This is a genomic window from Streptomyces cyslabdanicus (assembly GCF_052663305.1).
The window spans coordinates 24,985-42,540 of sequence record NZ_JBQRUW010000048.1 but is presented as its reverse complement, the minus strand read 5'-3'; the positions used below and the strand labels follow the sequence as shown (position 1 = coordinate 42,540).

Here is a 17,556-nt window from a genome sequence, read left to right as displayed (position 1 = left end):
GCTCCGGCCCGTCACCGTGGAGAGCGTTCCGCCCGGACCGGACCGACCGAAGGAGAGTGCCATCCGAGCCCCGAAGAAGGCCGCCCCGACCCGACGTGCCGTCCTGACCACCACCGCCGTCTCCGCTCTCGCCGCGGCGACGGCGGCCGTCACCACGGCCACGCCCGCGTACGCCCTGCCGGAGGCCGACGACACCACCGCGCGACTGCGCGCCCTGGAGCAGAGCCACGGCGCGCGGCTGGGCGTCTTCGCCCACCACCCCGCCACCGGCCGGACCGTCCGGTACCGCGCCGACGAACGCTTCCCGATGTGCTCGGTGTTCAAGACCCTGGCGGCGGCAGCGGTCCTGCGGGACCTGGACCGCCACGGCGAGGTCCTCTCGCGCCGCATCCACTACACCGAGGCCGACCTGGTGCCGGAGGGCTCCGAGCAGACCCGTGCGCACCTGGCCACGGGCATGACCGTCGCCGAACTCGCCGACGTCGCCATCCGCCACAGCGACAACACCGCCGGCAACCTGCTCCTGCGCGAGCTCGGCGGCCCGACGGCCATCACCCGTTTCGCCCGTTCGCTCGGCGACCCGGTGACCCGCCTGGACCGCTGGGAGCCGGACCTCAACACCGCCGAGCCCTGGCGGCGCACGGACACCACGAGCCCGCGCGCGATCGGCCGCACCTACGCCCGCCTCGTCCTCGGGGACACGCTGAACCGTCGCGACCGCCGGCTGCTGGCCCACTGGCTGCTGAACAACACCACCAGCGCGAAGCGCTTCCGCGAGGGCCTGCCACCGGCCTGGACGGTCGCGGACAAGACGGGTTCCGGTTCCCACGGCACCGCCAACGACGTGGGCGTCGCGTGGACCGAGTCCGGCTCCCCCGTGGTCCTGGCCGTCCTGTCGACCAAGCCCGCCCAGGACGCCCGTACGACGACGCCCTCGTGGCGCGGGCCGCCGCCGCGGTGGCTCGGGCCCTGGGATAGGCACGGCGCTCAGGGCACCTCGCCGCGACTGCGGGCGTTCGCGTACGCCGTCGCGGCGCTGAGCCGCTCGGCCGGGGTCGCGGCGCGCACCCGCTCCGGCGGAGTACGGTCCGCGACTCCGCGAGGATGCCCTCCGCCTCCTGCACGCAGGCCGCCGAGTGAACCGGGTTCCGTGCTGCCACTGTGCACTCCCCCTTCCGTCGTTCACGCTTCGCATCTCGACGGTGACGCTCCGCGCCCACGCTCGGAAGAGTCTCGAGCCCTGCAAGAGCGAGGCAGCGCAAGGGGCTGCCGCACCTCACGGAATTCGAGAACGCACAGCCAGTCGCGATCTGTAGGATCCCCCCACACTCCGACCGGCTGAACGGACCCCATGGACATGGCTGCATGGTCTACCCGTCTGGCGCGCCCAGCCGATCTGCCCCGGATCCGGACCCTGTTGACCGGTACGTGCGCGACCGCGTCCATACCGTCGCGGACGCTCCTCGCCGAGGCACTCGAACGCAATCTGGTCCGAGTGGCCGAGTCCGCCGAGGAGTTGGTGGGCTGCATAGCCGTGGAGATGCCGTCCCCGGGACATGTGCGCCTGTCGGTGATAGCGGTCCGGGACGATATGCGCCGGCAGGGCATGGCCTCGCGGCTCCTGACCGAGACGGTGCAACGGGTTCCGCGGCGCTCGGGCGAACCGCCCCTGGTCTCCGCCCTGGCGAGCACCGAGCAGTCGCCGGTGACGGGCCTCCTACTGGCGTGCGGTTTCATCGGCACCCGGGTCATGCGCTCCGGCGGCGCCGACGATCCGCTCGTCGTCCACTACCAGTACAAGTTCCGGGTGGAGTACATCGATCCGGACGCACGTCACCTCGTGCAGGTGAGCGCCCGGGAGCAGCTCGTGGAGTCCCTGGCTCCGCCCGACCACGCCGTGACCGCCCTGGTCTCCCTGTCCGGTGAACCCGCTTTCGAGATCGCCCGGTTCGAGCAGGACGACCCGGCGACCCTCCAGTCCGGGGAGGCCGCCGCGGGCATCGCCTTCTCGGGTTCCGTGCTCGCCGCCGTGACCTTCCTCCTGGGCTTCGCCTTCTCGTCGGAGCGATTCCCCGACGACGTCCGGCTGCTGCTCATCGGGGCGACCTTCAGCACCACGCTCTCCCTGATCGTGTACGCGAGCGCCTCCGGCGAGTTGGCCCGGATCCGTTCGAACTCGTTCGGCAGGATCATGAAATGGGGGAACGTACTGTCGGAGTACGGCGGGGTACTGCCGTTCCTGATCTCGCTGCCCGTCACCTACGCCCAAGTCAGCAGCGATCCCTGGACGACCCTGGTCCTGGCGGCCGTGCTCAGCGCCGCGATCGCCTGGTACGAGCACTCCGAGTTCTCCATCGCCCACAGGTTCCGGCGGAGTCGGACCGAGAGGGCCCTGCTGGTGCTCACCGCCCTCTCCCCGACCGTCGGTGCGGTACTGGTCTCGACGAAGACCACCAGTTGGCCGTGGACCGCCGGCCTGACCGTCACGCTGGCGGCCAGGACCTGGCTGTACCTGGCGCGCAGAGGTGCGGAGAAGGGCATCACGGAGCGTCGTCAGTGGCAGATCAGAAGGTGAGTTCCCCTGCTCTGCCGATCCGCTCGGCGACCTCGCGGGCGCATCCCCACGACAGGGTCACTCCCGCTCCGCCATGACCGTAGTTGTGCACGAGCAGTGTGTCCTCGCGTGCTTCCTCCGCGAGCCGGACCTCCGACCGCACGGGCCGCAGCCCGACCCGGTGCCCCAGGATCCGGGCGCCCGCGAGGGACGGCTCGACCGCGACGCAGCGTCGTACGATCTCGCGTGCCGCGGCCGCGTCGGGGCGCAGGTCCCAGTTCCCCGACCCTGCTGTTCCGCCCAGGACCACGGCATCGGAGTGGGGGTAGATGTAGACCAGTTCCTCCGCGCCCGGGGTGTCGTCGGCGAAGAACGACCGGAGCCCCGGATTCTCCACCACCACCAGTTGGCCGCGCACCGCCTCGACCGCAGGGTCCGCCGCGAGCGAACGGGCTCCCACACCTGAGCAGTTGACGACGACCGGCGCCTCGCCCAGCGCTTCCTCGAGCGTCCCGTAACGGTGCCGCCGGAGGTGACCGCCCGCCCGCTCGAAGCGACGGGCGAGGTAGTGCAGATACCGGGGCATGTCGACGACGGGAGCACGGTAGCGCCACCCGGTCACGAAACCCGGACGCAGTTCGCCGGGCGCGCAGACGCTCGCCTCGACCAGGCTGCCCCACGCCGGCATGGGGCAGGGGACCGTGGACTCGTGGGTGCCGTCCAGCACCCGGACCCCGGTGTCCGCCTCGGCGCTGAGCGCCTTCAGCACCGACAGGGTCACCCGGCTCCAGGCCTCGACCCGACGAGCGGGCTCGACCAGATACGGGTCCCACATCGCGCCCGCGGCCGCCGAGGTCGTCTCACCGGGAGCCCGGTCGGTGTCCACGCGTACGTCCATGCCGGACTCCGCCAGGCACACGGCCGTGGTGAGCCCCGAGACTCCGGCGCCGATCACCACCACGTCGGCGGGCAACGTTCACCTTCCTTCTTTCACGCTTCGCATCTCCAAGGTAACCCTCACGGGTCTTCGTCTCCGGCGGCTATATCGGCCAGTTCGAGCAGGCGATCAGAAAACCGCAGTTGGACGTGGCCCAGCGGATCGACGAGGTTCTACGAGTTCGCGCCCGCTCTGGTGCCTGGGCTGCTGCAGACCAGGGATGACGCGTGGGCGGTCACCGTGGCGATGAACCCGTTCGCCACGGACACGTTCATCGAGGAGAAGGTAGCCGGCCGCCTGGAGCGCGCCCGCATCCTCAAGAGCGCTGCACGCCCCTTGTAGTCGCCGACGGTGTCCCCGTCCGGGACAGCAAGGTGGGTGCCCGGCGGTGCCGTGCTGGTGGTGGGGGCCTGCGCCTGGGCCGACTTCATCGACGGCCTGGGCCGGAGCTGACACCCCGCATCGGCGGGAAGTTCCGTACGTACCGCTTCTGCCACGGGGTCTCCACGGCGTGCCGGTCGTAGTGGGCGCGTACATACGCCACGGCCTCCCCCGCCGGTACGCCGTCGAGGACCGCGAGGCACGCCAGCGCCGTACCGGTACGGCCGCGGCCGCCGGCGCAGGCGACCTCGACGCGCTCGGTACCGGCCCGGCGCCAGGCGTCGACAAGGACCGCCCGGGTGGCGACGCGGTCGGCCGGGAGCCGGAAGTCGGGCCAGCGCAGCCAGCGGGACTCCCAGGGGACGTCCGGGGGCTGCTTGCCGAGGAGGTGGACGCCGTACGACGGGAGCGGCGCGCCCGGATCGAGGGCTCGTCTCAGCCCTCTCCCGCGGACCAGCCGGCCGGACGGCAGCCGCAGCACACCCGCGGCCCGCTCGTCCCACGGCTCCTCACGTCCGGCGAACTGCTCGTACTCCCCGTCCACGGGCCCGGCATCCCCTTCCAACCTGTCCGTCGCGGCACGGCGACTGTACAAGCCGGATCCGGATACGCGGTCTCGAATCCCGGCCCTGACGTGTCACGACGGTGTGCGGGCCTCCGTCAGGAGGCGGGTCACCTCGTCCGTGTGGATGGTCAGGGCCGCGCCGACGGTGCCGAGGGTGTCGTGTTCGGCGGGGGTGTAGGGGCCGTCGGCCAGGGCGATGCGGGCGGCCTGGAGGAGGATCGACTCCCGGCCCGCGGGGGCCAGGTGCGGGGCGAGCGGGTCGAGTGCCTCGTGCAGCTCTATGGCCAGGCCCGCGCCGCACGGCTGGTCGCCGTAGGCGCGTCCGGTGTCCGCGGCCAGCGCCTCGACCAGGGCGGCCAGCTGCTCCTCGGTGCAGTCGGCCAGGCCGGCCGCGCGGACCGTGACCGCGGCGGTCTCCAGGGCCGTACGGGAGCCGGTTCCGCCCGCGGAGAGCACCGCCAGGGCGACGGTGTGCACGGCGTCGCGGAGCATCGCGGAGAAGCGGGTGGTCGTCGGGTGGTCCAGGACGTCCGTGCCGAAGTGCCCGGCGCACGCGGCGCACGCGACGACCGGCCCGGTCGTGCCGCGCGGCAGCAGCGGTACGCCGAGGACGGTGAAGCGCCGGCGCCCCGTCAGGCGCTGGTAGTTGCGGTCCCCGCCACAGTCGGGGCAGAAGAACGCGCCGTCGCCGACCGGCGTCCACGCGGTGCGGGTGCCCAGCAGCCGGGCAAGCCTGGTGACACGGCCGTTTCGTCCCCGTACTGGCAGCACGTCCCACCTCCGTAACCGCACGGCAACATCGCCGCACTGGCGTGATGTTAGCCACATTGTCGAGGTGTAGTCAGCACCCCGGAGGAGACCTTTCCGTGACCTGTGCCGGAGACTGGCCGATACTCGCCGGGCACACGACGGGGCCCCGACCGCCTCAGCAGGCGGCCGGGGCCCCGAAAGCGCCGGTCAGAGCGGTCAGCGCGTCGCGCGGTTGACGGCCGAGACGACCGCCTTCAGCGACGCACGTGTCGTGTTCGCGTCGATGCCGATCCCCCACAGAACCTTGTCGTCGATCGCGCATTCGATGTAGGAGGCGGCCTGGGCGGAGGCGCCCTCGCTCATCGTGTGCTCCTGGTAGTCCAGCAGGCGTACGTCGACACCGACGGAGTGCAGGGCGTCGAAGAAGGCCGAGATCGGACCGTTGCCGGAGCCGGTGAGGACGGTGTCCTCGCCGTCGACGGTGGCCTCGACGGTGAGGGTGTCGACGCCGTCGGTGTCCGTCGTCGACTGGCCGGTCCTGACCTGGATGCGGCCCCAGGGGTTCCGCGGGTTCGGCAGGTACTCGTCCTGGAAGGCCGACCAGATCTCCTTCGGCGTGACCTCGCCGCCCTCGGCGTCCGTCTTCGCCTGGATGATCTTCGAGAACTCGATCTGCATCCGGCGCGGCAGGTCCAGCTTGTGGTCGTTCTTCAGGACGTAGGCGACACCGCCCTTGCCGGACTGCGAGTTGACGCGGATGACGGCCTCGTAGGAACGGCCGACGTCCTTGGGGTCGATGGGCAGGTACGGCACCGCCCACTCGATGTCGTCGACCGTGACGCCCTTGGCCTTCGCGTCGGCCTCCATGGCGTCGAAGCCCTTCTTGATGGCGTCCTGGTGGGAGCCGGAGAAGGACGTGTAGACCAGGTCGCCCACGTACGGGTGGCGCGGGTGGACCTCCATCTGGTTGCAGTACTCCCACGTACGGCGGATCTCGTCGATGTCGGAGAAGTCGATCTGCGGGTCGACACCCTGCGAGAACATGTTCATGCCCAGGGTGACCAGATCGACGTTGCCGGTGCGCTCGCCCTGCCCGAACAGACAGCCCTCGACGCGGTCGGCGCCGGCCATCAGCCCCAGCTCGGCGGCGGCGACGGCCGTACCGCGGTCGTTGTGCGGGTGGACGGACAGACAGACGTACTCGCGGCGGGACAGGTTGCGGTGCATCCACTCGAAGCGGTCCGCGTGCGTGGACGGCGTCGAACGCTCCACCGTGGCCGGCAGGTTGAGGATGATCTCGCGGCCCGGACCCGGCTGGTACACGTCCATGACCGCCTCGCAGACCTCCAGCGCGAAGTCCAGCTCGGTGTCGGTGAAGATCTCCGGGCTGTACTGGTAGCCGAACTCCGTCTCCTCGCCCAGCAGTTTCTCGGCGTACTCCACCACCAGGCGGGTGCCGTCGACGGCGATCTGCTTGATCTCGTCCCGGGAGCCGCGGAAGACGACCCGACGGAAGACCGGGGCGGTGGCGTTGTAGAGGTGGACGGTGGCACGCCGGGCGCCCTTCAGGGACTCCACGGTCCGCTCGATCAGGTCCTCACGGGCCTGGGTCAGTACGGAGATCGTGACGTCCTCGGGGATCGCGCCCTCCTCCTCGATGATCGAGCGCACGAAGTCGAAGTCGGTCTGGCCAGAGGCCGGGAAGCCGACCTCGATCTCCTTGTAGCCCATCGCGACGAGCTGGTCGAACATCCGGCGCTTGCGCTCGGGCGACATCGGGTCGATCAGGGCCTGGTTGCCGTCGCGCAGGTCGGTGGAGAGCCAGCGGGGGGCGACGGTGATCCGGCGGTCGGGCCAGGTGCGGTCGGGGATGTCGACCTGCTCGTAGCGGCCGTACTTGTGGGTCGGCATGGAACTGGGCTGCTGGCGGTTGGCCATGATTGCGTGGGCTCCTCGAAAAATCCGCGGGTCCGCGGGTGCCGGAGAACGGCCGACGGCGCAACGCCGAACTCCGCGGGGAGGGGGTCGGCCTCGACTACAGGCCCTCGCCGCGGCAGCTAAGAAGAAGCAGCCCGAAACGCATGATGCTGTGCAGCCTAGCCGAGCCGCGCCGGGTGCGCGGTCCTGTCCCAGTATGCGAAATCGAAGGGACAAACGGGACAAAAAGTGCGCGATGTCACGCGACACATTCCCGCCGCCACGGTTGCGGGTGGTGACACTGCGACCACACAGTGCAAGGGTGCCGGGTATGACGACCAACGGGGGCTTCGAGCCCGTCTTCTGCACCATCGTGCCGCCGCACGTCCTCGACCGCCTCGCACGCAACGAGGACCCCGCGCTCGCCCGACCCGCCCGCCGGACCCTGGAACGCGACGCCTTCGAGCGCACCCGGCGGCGGCTGACCACCGTCATCGGCGCACCCGCCGTCGCCGCGCCCGCGGGCAGGCAGGGCGGGCAGCCGCACCGCACCGTCTACGACGCCCGGCACGGCACCGACCTGCCCGGCGGCAAGGTCCGCGGCGAGGGCGAGGAGCCCGGGCAGGACGCCACGGTCAACCGTGCCTACGCCGGCCTCGGCGCCACCTTCGAGCTGTACCTCACGGCCTACCGGCGCGACTCGATCGACGGCGCCGGCCTGCCGCTGGACGCGACCGTCCACTACGACGAGAAGTACAACAACGCCTTCTGGAACGGCGAGCAGATGGTGTTCGGCGACGGGGACGGCGAGGTCTTCCTGGACTTCACCATCCCGGTGGACGTCATCGGCCACGAGTTGACCCACGGCGTCACCCAGCACTCCGCCAACCTGGCCTACTTCGGGCAGTCCGGCGCGCTCAACGAGTCGGTCTCCGACGTCTTCGGCTCGCTGATCAAGCAGTACACGCTCGGCCAGACCGCCACCGAGGCCGACTGGCTCATCGGGGCCGGACTGCTCGCCCCGGGCGTCCACGGCACCGCGCTGCGCTCCATGAAGGCCCCCGGCACGGCGTACGACGACGACGTGCTCGGCAAGGACCCGCAGCCGGCCACCATGGACCAGTACGTGCACATCGGCAGCGACAACGGCGGCGTCCACATCAACTCCGGCATCCCCAACCACGCCTTCTACCTGGTCGCCACGGCGCTCGGCGGCCACGCCTGGGAGAAGGCGGGGCAGCTCTGGTACGACGTGCTGACGGGCGGCGCGTTGCACGCGGACGCGCAGTTCGCGGACTTCGCCACGCTCACCGTGCGGGCCGCGCGGGAGCGGTACGGCGCGGACGGCGGCGAATTCGAGGCCGTACAGAAGGCCTGGGAGCAGGTGGGGGTGCGGACGCTTTAGTTCCGTACTAGACACGGACCATGCGGATTCGAGTGAGGCGCACGGGAGGGTTCGCGGGCATCGAGCGCCGCGCCGAGGTGGACGTCTCGGGGCGGCCCGACGCCCCGCGGTGGCGGGAGCTCGCCGAGCGGGCGCTGGCCGCCGGCGGGGCCGCCCCGCCGGCCGGGGTGCCCGACGGCTTCAGCTACGAGATCACCGTGGACGGCCGGACGGTGTACGCGGCCGACCCCCGGCTGACCGGGGAGCAGCGCGAGCTCATCTCCCGCGTGCTCAAGGAGGGCGCGTGAGGCCCTTTTCCCGTCCGGGCGTTGACTTCCGTTACCGACGGTAAGGATGATCCCGCCCATGGCGACGAACCCGATGCCCCGGTTCCCGGACGGCTTCCTGTGGGGCGTGTCCACCTCGGCCCACCAGATCGAGGGGGCCGCCGACCTGCGCGAGCCGTCCGTGTGGGACACGTTCTCGGCCGAGCCGGGGCGGGTCAAGGACGGCTCGACGGCGGCGGTGGCCTGCGACCACTACCACCGCCACCGCGAGGACGTGGCGCTGCTGACCGGCCTCGGCGTCGACGCGTACCGCTTCTCCGTCTCCTGGCCCCGGGTGAACTCCCCCGGCGGCCTGGACTTCTACGACCGCCTGGTCGACGAACTGTGCGCGGCCGGCGTCCGCCCCGTCCCGACCCTCTTCCACTGGGACCTGCCGGCCCGGCTGGACTGGCTGGAGCGGGACACGGCCGCGCGGTTCGCCGACCACGTGTCGGTGGTCGCCGCGCGCCTGGGCGACCGCGTGACGAAGTGGATCACGCTCAACGAGCCCGCCGAGCACACCCTGCTGGGCCATGCCCTGGGCGTGCACGCGCCGGGCAGGCGGCTGCTGTTCGACGCGCTCCCGGCCGCCCACCACCAACTGCTCGCCCACGGCCTGGCGGTCCGGGCGCTGCGCGCGGCCGGCGCCGCGGACATCGGCATCGCCAACTCGCACGGGCCCGTCTGGCCGGCGTCCGGGGAGCAGGCGGACGTCGAGGCGGCCGGCTTCTACGACCTGCTGCTGCACCGCCTGTTCGCCGACCCGCTGCTGCTCGGCCGGTACCCCGAGGGGCTGGGCGAGCTGATGCCGGGCGGCTCCGGGGGCGCCGACTCGGATCTGGAGGTGATCGCGGAGCCGCTGGACTGGTACGGCGTCAACTACTACGCCCCGACGCGGGTGGGCGCTCCGCGCGGCACGGAGATCGAGTTCGGCGGTGTCACGCTGCCCGCCGAACTGCCCTTCTCGGTGCAGGAGATCGAGGGCCGCCAGGTCACGGACTTCGGCTGGCCGGTGGTCCCGGAGGGGCTGACCGAGCTGCTGACCGGCTTCCGCGACCGCTACGGCGACCGGCTCCCGCCCGTCGTCATCACCGAGAACGGATGCTCCTACGGGGGCCTCGACGACCAGGACCGCATCGCCTACCTGGACGGACACGTCCGCGCCCTGCACCTCGCCCTGGAGGCGGGCGTGGACGTACGCGGCTACTTCGTGTGGTCGCTCCTGGACAACTGGGAGTGGGCGGAAGGCCTCACCCGCCGCTTCGGCCTGGTACACGTCGACTACGAGACCCTGAAGCGCACTCCGAAGGCGTCCTACCACTGGTTCCAGAACCTGCTACGAACCCAGCGGACCCCGGCGCCGGCGTCCGTCCCACCCCCCGCACCGGACTGATCCCACCCGGGGACCGTCCAGGACCACCCGGGTCGTCGGGGTCGTCGAGGTCGTCGGGGTCGTCGGGGTCGTCGGGGTCGTCGGGGTCGTCGAAAAGTCCTACGGTGTTGTCGCGCCCCCGTCGTACCCTGGAAGCGCGAGGCCGCGCTTACTTGTGCGGCCGTGACGAGGAGGATCCGCAGGCCTTCAGCGCCGGCCCATGACTCAGACACCCGCAGCCAAGACCCCCGCGCAGGGGCAGGCCAGAGCACAGTTCACCGTCCCCGCCCAGCACCCCATGGTGACCGTCCTGGGGTCCGGCGACTCTCTCCTGCGCGTGATCGAGAAGGCCTTCCCGGGGGCCGACATCCATGTCCGGGGCAACGAGATCAGCGCGGTCGGCGATCCGGCGGACGTCGCCCTGGTCCAGCGCGTGTTCGACGAGATGATGCTGGTGCTCCGCACCGGGCAGCCGATGACGGAGGACGCAGTGGAACGCTCCATCGCCATGCTCAAGGCGAGCGAGAACGGCGAGAGCGACGGCCACGAGACCCCCGCCGAGGTCCTGACGCAGAACATCCTGTCCTCGCGCGGCCGTACGATCCGCCCCAAGACGCTCAACCAGAAGCGGTACGTCGACGCGATCGACAAGCACACGGTCGTCTTCGGCATCGGCCCCGCCGGCACCGGCAAGACCTACCTGGCCATGGCCAAGGCGGTGCAGGCCCTGCAGTCCAAGCAGGTCAACCGCATCATCCTGACCCGCCCGGCGGTCGAGGCCGGCGAGCGCCTGGGCTTCCTGCCCGGCACGCTCTACGAGAAGATCGACCCGTACCTGCGCCCGCTGTACGACGCGCTGCACGACATGCTCGACCCGGACTCCATCCCACGTCTGATGGCGGCGGGCACGATCGAGGTCGCACCGCTGGCGTATATGCGCGGCAGAACGCTCAATGATGCTTTCATCATCCTGGACGAGGCCCAGAACACCAGCCCCGAGCAGATGAAGATGTTCCTCACCCGGCTCGGCTTCGACTCGAAGATCGTCATCACGGGTGACGTCACCCAGGTGGACCTGCCAGGCGGCCAGAAGTCCGGGCTGCGGCAGGTGCAGGAGATCCTGGAGGGGGTCGAGGACGTCCACTTCTCCCGTCTGTCGTCGCACGACGTCGTACGGCACAAGCTCGTGGGCCGTATCGTCGACGCGTACGAGAAGTACGACAGCAGGAACGGCACCGAGACCGGCGCGGCCAGCACCGGCGGCCACGGCAGGACCGGGCACGCGCACGGACACGGGCACAAGGGGAAGTAGACCAGCACCACCATGTCGATCGACGTCAACAACGAGTCGGGAACCGAGGTCGACGAGCGGGCGATCCTCGACATCGCCCGCTACGCACTCACCCGCATGCGCATCCACCCGCTCTCCGAGCTCTCGGTGATCGTCGTGGACGCCGACGCCATGGAGCAGCTGCACGTCCAGTGGATGGACCTGCCGGGGCCCACGGACGTCATGTCCTTCCCGATGGACGAGCTGCGGCCGCCGTCCAAGGACGACGAAGAGCCCCCGCAGGGCCTCCTCGGGGACATCGTGCTGTGTCCCGAGGTCGCCGCGAAGCAGGGGGCCGAGGCCCCGACGCAGCACTCCATGGACGAGGAGCTCCAGCTGCTCACCGTCCACGGCGTGCTGCACCTGCTCGGCTACGACCACGAGGAGCCGGACGAGAAGGCCGAGATGTTCGGCCTTCAGGCAGCGATCGTGGACGGCTGGCGCGCGGAGCAGGGCCTGCACGGCCCGTCCCCGGCACCCACCGTCTCGTAAGCCCGCCCATGAGCCCCCAGATCGTCGTCGGCGCGATCGCGCTCGTCGTCGCCTGGCTCGCCGCCTGCGCGGAGGCGGGCCTGGCACGGGTGTCCAGCTTCCGTGCCGAGGAGGCCGTGAAGTCGGGCCGCCGCGGCAGCGCCAAGCTGGCCCAGGTCGCCGCCGACCCGACCCGCTACCTCAACCTGGCGCTGCTGGTGCGCGTGACGTGCGAGATGGCGGCGGCGGCGCTGATCACCTACGCGTGCCTGGAGGCGTTCTCCGGCACCGGTCAGGCGCTGGTGATCGCCATCGCGGTCATGGTGCTCGTCTCGTACGTGGCCGTCGGGGTCTCCCCGCGCACCATCGGCCGCCAGCACCCGCTGAACACGGCGACCGCCGCGGCGTACGTGCTGGTGCCGCTCGCGCGGGTGCTGGGCCCGATCCCGTCACTGCTGATCCTCATCGGCAACGCGCTGACCCCCGGCAAGGGGTTCCGGCGCGGCCCGTTCGCATCCGAGGCGGAACTGCGCGCCATGGTCGACCTGGCCGAGCAGGAGTCGCTGATCGAGGACGAGGAGCGGCGCATGGTGCACTCGGTCTTCGAGCTGGGCGACACCCTCGTGCGCGAGGTCATGGTGCCGCGCACCGACCTGGTGGTGATCGAGCGCTACAAGACCATCCGCCAGGCCCTCACGCTGGCGCTGCGCTCCGGCTTCTCCCGGATCCCGGTCACCGGCGAGAACGAGGACGACATCGTCGGGATCGTCTATCTGAAGGACCTGGCCCGCAAGACGCACATCAACCGGGACGCCGAGAGCGAACTGGTGTCGTCGGCGATGCGTCCGGCCGTCTTCGTGCCGGACACGAAGAACGCCGACGACCTGCTGCGCGAGATGCAGAAGGAACGCAACCACGTCGCCGTCGTCATCGACGAGTACGGCGGCACGGCCGGCATCGTCACCATCGAGGACATCCTCGAGGAGATCGTCGGCGAGATCACCGACGAGTACGACCGCGAGCTGCCGCCGGTGGAGCCGCTCGGCGACGACCGCTACCGCGTCACCGCGCGCCTGGACATCACGGACCTGGGCGAGCTGTACGGCCTGGAGGAGTACGACGACGAGGACGTGGAGACGGTCGGCGGACTGCTCGCCAAGGCCCTGGGCCGGGTTCCCATCGCGGGCGCGTCGTCGGTCGTGGAGCTGCCCGACGGCCGGGAGCTGCGGCTGACCGCGGAGGCCGCGGCCGGCCGCCGGAACAAGATCGTGACCGTGCTCGCGGAGCCGGTGGGCCCGGCGGCGCCCGCCGGGGAAGGGGAGAGGAAGCCGGCGTGAGCCCCGAGGAGCTGCGCGCCCTGTGCCTGTCGTTCAACGCGGCGGTGGAGGACTTCCCCTTCAACCCGCAGACCTCGGTGTTCAAGGTGCGGGGCAAGCTGTTCGCACTGTCGGCCCTGGACTCCCGCCCGCTGAGGGTCAACCTCAAGTGCGACCCGGAGGACGCGGTCCGGCTGCGCGCCGAGTACGAGGGCCTGGTCGTCCCGGGTTGGCACATGCACAAGCGCCACTGGAACACGGTCACGGTTGACGCCGGGCTCCCGGACCGTCTGGTCCGCGAGCTCGTCGAGGACTCCTACGACCTGGTCGTGGCGGGGCTGCCGCGCGCGGACCGGCTCCGGCTCGACCGGGCGTGAGCACTCGGACTCCGCTGCCGCCGGGGTGATCTCGGCGGCCACCCGGGCGGCTCCTATGCTCGGGGCATGACCGAGACCAACGCGCTTGATCCCGAGGACCTCAAGATCGTCACCCTGGCCCGTTCGGCCCGGGCCCGCAACGGTGTGCCGGAGGGCGCGGCCGTACGGGACGAGACGGGGCGTACGTATGTCGCCGGGTCGGTGCACCTCGCCTCACTGAAGCTGAGCGCCCTGCGGACGGCGGTGGCGATGGCCGTCGCGTCCGGGGCGACGTCCTTGGAGGCGGCCGCGGTGGTCAGCGAGGCGGAGGGCATCGCCCCGGAGGACCGGGCCGCCGTACGGGACCTGGGCGGCGCCGGAACGCCGGTCCTGCTGGCCGGCCCGGACGGCACCGTCCGGCTCACGCTGCCGGCGGGCGAGGCCGGCTGAGGCCGGCCCCCGGAGGCCTCCTGGACGGTGTGGGTACCGGCCCGCCCCGGCCGGGTCCTCGGCCGGGGCGGCCCGTTCCGCCGGTGGTACGGACAGGCCTTGTCGATCAGGGACAATGGGCGCCATGAGCGTTCGTACCCAGTCATCCGAGCAGCCGGCAGAGACTGTCCACCGGGCGGGCTTCGCCTGCTTCGTGGGCCGTCCCAACGCGGGCAAGTCCACCCTCACGAACGCTCTGGTCGGGCAGAAGGTGGCGATCACCTCGAACCGGCCGCAGACGACGCGGCACACCGTGCGGGGTATCGTCCACCGCCCGGACGCGCAGCTGATCCTGGTGGACACGCCGGGGCTGCACAAGCCGCGCACGCTGCTGGGGGAACGGCTGAACGACGTCGTGCGGGCCACGTGGGCCGAGGTCGACGTGATCGGCTTCTGCCTGCCGGCCGACCAGAAGATCGGGCCCGGTGACCGGTTCATCGCGAAGGAACTGGCCGGGATCAGGAAGACGCCCAAGGTCGCGATCGTCACCAAGACGGACCTGGTGGACTCCAAGACGCTCGCCGAGCAGCTGATCGCGATCGACCGGCTGGGCGAGGAGCTGGGGATCACCTGGGCGGAGATCGTGCCGGTGTCGGCGACGGCGAACAAGCAGGTGGATCTGCTGGCCGAGCTGCTGGTCCCGCTGCTGCCGGAAGGGCCCGCGCTCTACCCCGAGGGCGATCTCACGGACGAGCCCGAGCAGGTCATGGTGGCCGAGCTGATCCGGGAGGCGGCGCTGGAGGGGGTGCGGGACGAGCTGCCCCACTCCATCGCGGTGGTGGTGGAGGAGATGCTGCCCCGCGAGGACCGCCCGGCGGACCGGCCGCTTCTCGACATCCACGCCAACGTTTTCATCGAGCGGCCGAGCCAGAAGGGGATCGTCATCGGCCCCAAGGGCAAGCGGCTGAAGGAGGTCGGGATCAAGTCCCGCAAGCACATCGAGGCGTTGCTGGGGACGCCGGTGTTCCTCGACCTTCATGTGAAGGTCGCCAAGGACTGGCAGCGGGACCCCAAGCAGTTGCGCCGCCTCGGCTTCTGACGGCTCGGTTCGCCGAGGGTCCCTCCTCGGGACTCGGACCCCGCTTTCCTGTAGGAGGTCAGCGCAGGGCTCGTAGGACCTTCTTCGCGTCCTTCGCCTTCAGGTTGACGAAGACCGGGGTGGCGTTCAGGGGGGTGGGGTAGGCCGGGATGGTCTGCGGGCCGTGCAGGGTTCGGGCGTGGGTCACGTCGTACCAGGTGCCCGCGGGAAGGTGGACGGAGCGGCTGGCGGCGTCGGTCAGTTGGGGGGCCGCCAGGACCGCGGGGCCCAGCATCCACTCGTCGGTGATCGTGTACGCCTGCCCGTCGTGCGGGAAGTCGAAGAAGAGCGGGCGCATGATCGGGTCGCCGGTGCTCAGCGTGTGCCGGACCTGGTCGCCGAGGTAGGACGCGAGACGGCCGTGGCGGGCGATGGCCTCGCGGTACAGGACGGCGGTCTGCGCGTCGTACACCACCTTCCCGCCGGTCGTCACGTCGACGGTCTCGACGGGGGACGTGGAGGAGTACATGAGCGGCATCAGCGACGCGGCCTGGGCCCAGCGGACCAGGACCTGCTTGGTGGGGGCGGGCTGACCGCCGGAGCCGCCGATCATGTCGGTGGTGACGAAGGGGTAGCCGATGGTGGAGATGGCGAGGTTCTGCGTCACGGCGGCCCGCAGGGAGTCCCAGCCGGTGCCCTTGTCCAGCTGACGGGTGACGAACCCGGCCCGGTGCGCGGTGGTGTCCCAGTGGACGCGGATGCCGACGCCCTGGAGGTCGAACTCGTCGGCGAGCTGCGCGCCCAGGCGCTGGTAGTCGGTGGGCTGGTGGCCGGCACGCGGAACGCACCGCTCGTCGAAGAAGCGGGTGTCGAACTTCAGCCCGTCGACGCCGTAGGTGCGCATCAGGCCCCGGAGCCGGCCCTCGTACCAGGCCCTGGCCTCCGGGTTGGCGAGGTCGACGATGCCGGCGGTGCCGTTCCACCAGGTGACCCGGCACGGCTCGGCGGGATCGGTGGCGGCGCCGAGCAGATAGCCGTGGTCGGCGGCGTACCGGTACTGGTCGGAGTCCAGGTTGATCCACAGCGTCACCCAGAGGCCGAAGTCGAAGCCGAGGTCGTGGATCCGGCGGGACATCGCCCCGGGGTCCGGGTAGGCCTTCGGGTCGAAGGTCAGGTTCCCGTAGTCGGACTCCCACCGGTCGTCGAGCTGGAGGGTGTGCCCGGTGATCTTGTGGTCGTGCAGGTCCTGGGCGTAGCCGAGGAGCCGCGCCTGGTCGACGTGGGTGTAGAACTGCGCCCAGGAGTTCCACACCGGCTGGGCGAACTGCCGCCGGGTGGCGTCGCTCTTGTCCGGCCTGCCCACGACGCCGACGTAGTCGCGGTAGACCTCCAGCGGCGTGGACTCGACGAAGACCGTGGCCCGGTAGGGGCCTGCGGACTCGATGTCGAAGCGGCCGAGGCCGTCCTCGTCCTGGTTGACGGCCACGTTCATGACGTGCCCGGTGTCCACGTGCAGTCCGGCCGCCGAGGACGTGTACCAGAACGGGTCGACCATGTAGTAGGAGGCGGGCCCGAAGGCCGGGTCGGCGACCTGCCCGCTGTCGAGCGGCCAGGGCTGGTCGGTGGCGGGTCCGCCGTGCGGGGTCCGGGTCTCGCCGTGGCCGTACCAGTGGCCGGCGGACGACAGGTCGTAGGCGAGGCCGAGGCGCTCGGGTGCGGTGCCGAGGACCTGCCAGTCGAGCCGGTAGCGGTCGGCGGCCGGGGTGATACGGGCCCGTACGGTGGCGCCGGGCGCCGTCGTGGCGGCGGTGACGGTGAGCGTGCCGTTCTTCCAGGTCCAGTCGGTGACGCGGGTGGCGTGCCGCCAGCCGCCGGCGGTCTGGAAGCGCAGGGCGCCGGTGGCGCCGCCCGCGGTGGCGAGGACCGTGCCGCCCGAACGTCCCGTCGTCAAGCCGAGTTGATTCCTCGTCACCCGTAATGTGTATCCGGGAGTGGTGCGGTCCGCCGGTACGGTCAGGGTGAGCCGGTCCGCCGAGTGGGTGAGGCGGGGCGCGTGCCGGCCGGCCGCGGTCCCGGTCCGTGTCCGCGCCTGGGCCGGTTCCGGCGCGGTCAACGCGACGGGCAGCGCGAGGACGAGGCCGGAAACGGCGAGGAGCACTCCGAGTCTGCGTGATGGTCTGCGCACGACGCGTGTCCTTCGCCGGAGGGGGAGTCGGGAGCCCGGCGGGCGCTTGCCCCTCCGTGCTCGGTCGCGCCGATGATCGGGCGGCGGACGTCACCTGTCAACGACCGTTCCCGGCCGGAACGCCGTGGCGGAATCAGCCGGATCCGCCGAATGCGCTGGATACGCCGAATGTGCCGCGGTGGACGCCTCGACGCGCGGTCGTCGC

The 17,556-nt window shown here is 71.2% G+C and carries 15 protein-coding genes and 2 pseudogenes; 12 read left to right on the top strand and 5 right to left on the bottom strand.

Annotated elements, in window-relative coordinates:
- The first annotated feature begins 103 nt into the window (after nt 1-103).
- Together bla and ACTYVM_RS27775 are read left to right on the top strand one after the other, a co-directional pair.
- A pseudogene (gene bla / locus ACTYVM_RS27780) lies at nt 104-978 on the top strand (class A beta-lactamase).
- 379 nt (nt 979-1,357) lie between these two features.
- Nucleotides 1,358-2,575, top strand: a complete 1,218-nt coding sequence (locus ACTYVM_RS27775; protein ID WP_445528579.1) for a GNAT family N-acetyltransferase — start codon at nt 1,358-1,360, stop codon at nt 2,573-2,575.
- Here the strand turns inward: ACTYVM_RS27775 and ACTYVM_RS27770 are convergent.
- Nucleotides 2,565-3,527 (bottom strand): FAD-dependent oxidoreductase, encoded by a 963-nt coding sequence (locus ACTYVM_RS27770; protein WP_445528578.1) that lies wholly within the window; start codon nt 3,525-3,527, stop codon nt 2,565-2,567. The two genes, ACTYVM_RS27775 and ACTYVM_RS27770, sit on opposite strands and share 11 nt — an antisense overlap.
- Nucleotides 3,528-3,598: 71 nt before the next feature.
- On the opposite strand from ACTYVM_RS27770, the pseudogene ACTYVM_RS27765 reads away from it, so the two are divergent.
- Nucleotides 3,599-3,827 (top strand): annotated as a pseudogene (locus ACTYVM_RS27765) (Scr1 family TA system antitoxin-like transcriptional regulator); the annotation flags it as partial.
- Between the two features lie 91 nt (nt 3,828-3,918).
- On the opposite strand, the gene ACTYVM_RS27760 reads toward ACTYVM_RS27765, so the two are convergent.
- From ACTYVM_RS27760 to leuA, 3 genes are all read right to left on the bottom strand, one after another.
- On the bottom strand, nt 3,919-4,416 hold the full coding sequence (locus tag ACTYVM_RS27760; protein ID WP_445528577.1) for a protein-tyrosine phosphatase family protein: 498 nt from the start codon (nt 4,414-4,416) through the stop codon (nt 3,919-3,921).
- Nucleotides 4,417-4,509: 93 nt separating this feature from the next.
- Nucleotides 4,510-5,208 carry a TerB family tellurite resistance protein gene (locus ACTYVM_RS27755; protein ID WP_445528576.1) on the bottom strand — a complete coding sequence of 233 codons (699 nt, stop codon included), beginning with the start codon at nt 5,206-5,208 and terminating at the stop codon, nt 4,510-4,512.
- 195 nt (nt 5,209-5,403) lie between these two features.
- The gene (leuA, locus tag ACTYVM_RS27750; RefSeq protein WP_445528575.1) at nt 5,404-7,125 is read right to left on the bottom strand and encodes a 2-isopropylmalate synthase; all 1,722 of its coding nucleotides are present in this window, start codon (nt 7,123-7,125) and stop codon (nt 5,404-5,406) included.
- A gap of 310 nt (nt 7,126-7,435) precedes the next feature.
- Here leuA and ACTYVM_RS27745 point away from each other — a divergent pair, with 310 nt between their 5' ends.
- The 9 genes from ACTYVM_RS27745 (at nt 7,436) to era (ending at nt 15,187) form a co-directional block, all read left to right on the top strand.
- Nucleotides 7,436-8,509 (top strand): M4 family metallopeptidase, encoded by a 1,074-nt coding sequence (locus ACTYVM_RS27745; protein ID WP_445528574.1) that lies wholly within the window; start codon nt 7,436-7,438, stop codon nt 8,507-8,509.
- A 20-nt stretch (nt 8,510-8,529) separates the two neighbouring features.
- Nucleotides 8,530-8,796 carry a protealysin inhibitor emfourin gene (locus tag ACTYVM_RS27740; protein WP_445528573.1) on the top strand — a complete coding sequence of 89 codons (267 nt, stop codon included), beginning with the start codon at nt 8,530-8,532 and terminating at the stop codon, nt 8,794-8,796.
- A gap of 46 nt (nt 8,797-8,842) precedes the next feature.
- On the top strand, nt 8,843-10,207 hold the full coding sequence (locus ACTYVM_RS27735) for a GH1 family beta-glucosidase (protein ID WP_445528572.1): 1,365 nt from the start codon (nt 8,843-8,845) through the stop codon (nt 10,205-10,207).
- A gap of 199 nt (nt 10,208-10,406) precedes the next feature.
- Nucleotides 10,407-11,498: a PhoH family protein gene (locus ACTYVM_RS27730; RefSeq protein ID WP_445528571.1), complete on the top strand. Its 1,092-nt coding sequence runs from the start codon at nt 10,407-10,409 to the stop codon at nt 11,496-11,498.
- A 12-nt stretch (nt 11,499-11,510) separates the two neighbouring features.
- Nucleotides 11,511-12,008, top strand: a complete 498-nt coding sequence (gene ybeY / locus ACTYVM_RS27725) for an rRNA maturation RNase YbeY (protein WP_141361081.1) — start codon at nt 11,511-11,513, stop codon at nt 12,006-12,008.
- Nucleotides 12,009-12,016: 8 nt separating this feature from the next.
- Entirely contained in the window at nt 12,017-13,324 is a 1,308-nt protein-coding gene (locus ACTYVM_RS27720; RefSeq protein WP_445528570.1) for a hemolysin family protein, read from the top strand.
- Nucleotides 13,321-13,680: an MmcQ/YjbR family DNA-binding protein gene (locus ACTYVM_RS27715; RefSeq protein WP_445528569.1), complete on the top strand. Its 360-nt coding sequence runs from the start codon at nt 13,321-13,323 to the stop codon at nt 13,678-13,680. Before ACTYVM_RS27720 ends, ACTYVM_RS27715 begins: the two co-directional genes overlap by 4 nt.
- A gap of 66 nt (nt 13,681-13,746) precedes the next feature.
- On the top strand, nt 13,747-14,109 hold the full coding sequence (locus ACTYVM_RS27710) for a cytidine deaminase-like protein (RefSeq protein WP_445528568.1): 363 nt from the start codon (nt 13,747-13,749) through the stop codon (nt 14,107-14,109).
- Nucleotides 14,110-14,233: 124 nt separating this feature from the next.
- Nucleotides 14,234-15,187 (top strand): GTPase Era, encoded by a 954-nt coding sequence (gene era / locus ACTYVM_RS27705; RefSeq protein WP_445528567.1) that lies wholly within the window; start codon nt 14,234-14,236, stop codon nt 15,185-15,187.
- Between the two features lie 58 nt (nt 15,188-15,245).
- Here the strand turns inward: era and ACTYVM_RS27700 are convergent, their stop codons facing one another.
- A complete protein-coding gene (locus tag ACTYVM_RS27700) occupies nt 15,246-17,351 on the bottom strand; it encodes a glycoside hydrolase family 31 protein (protein ID WP_445528566.1) in 2,106 nt (701 codons plus the stop codon).
- Nucleotides 17,352-17,556 lie beyond the last annotated feature (205 nt).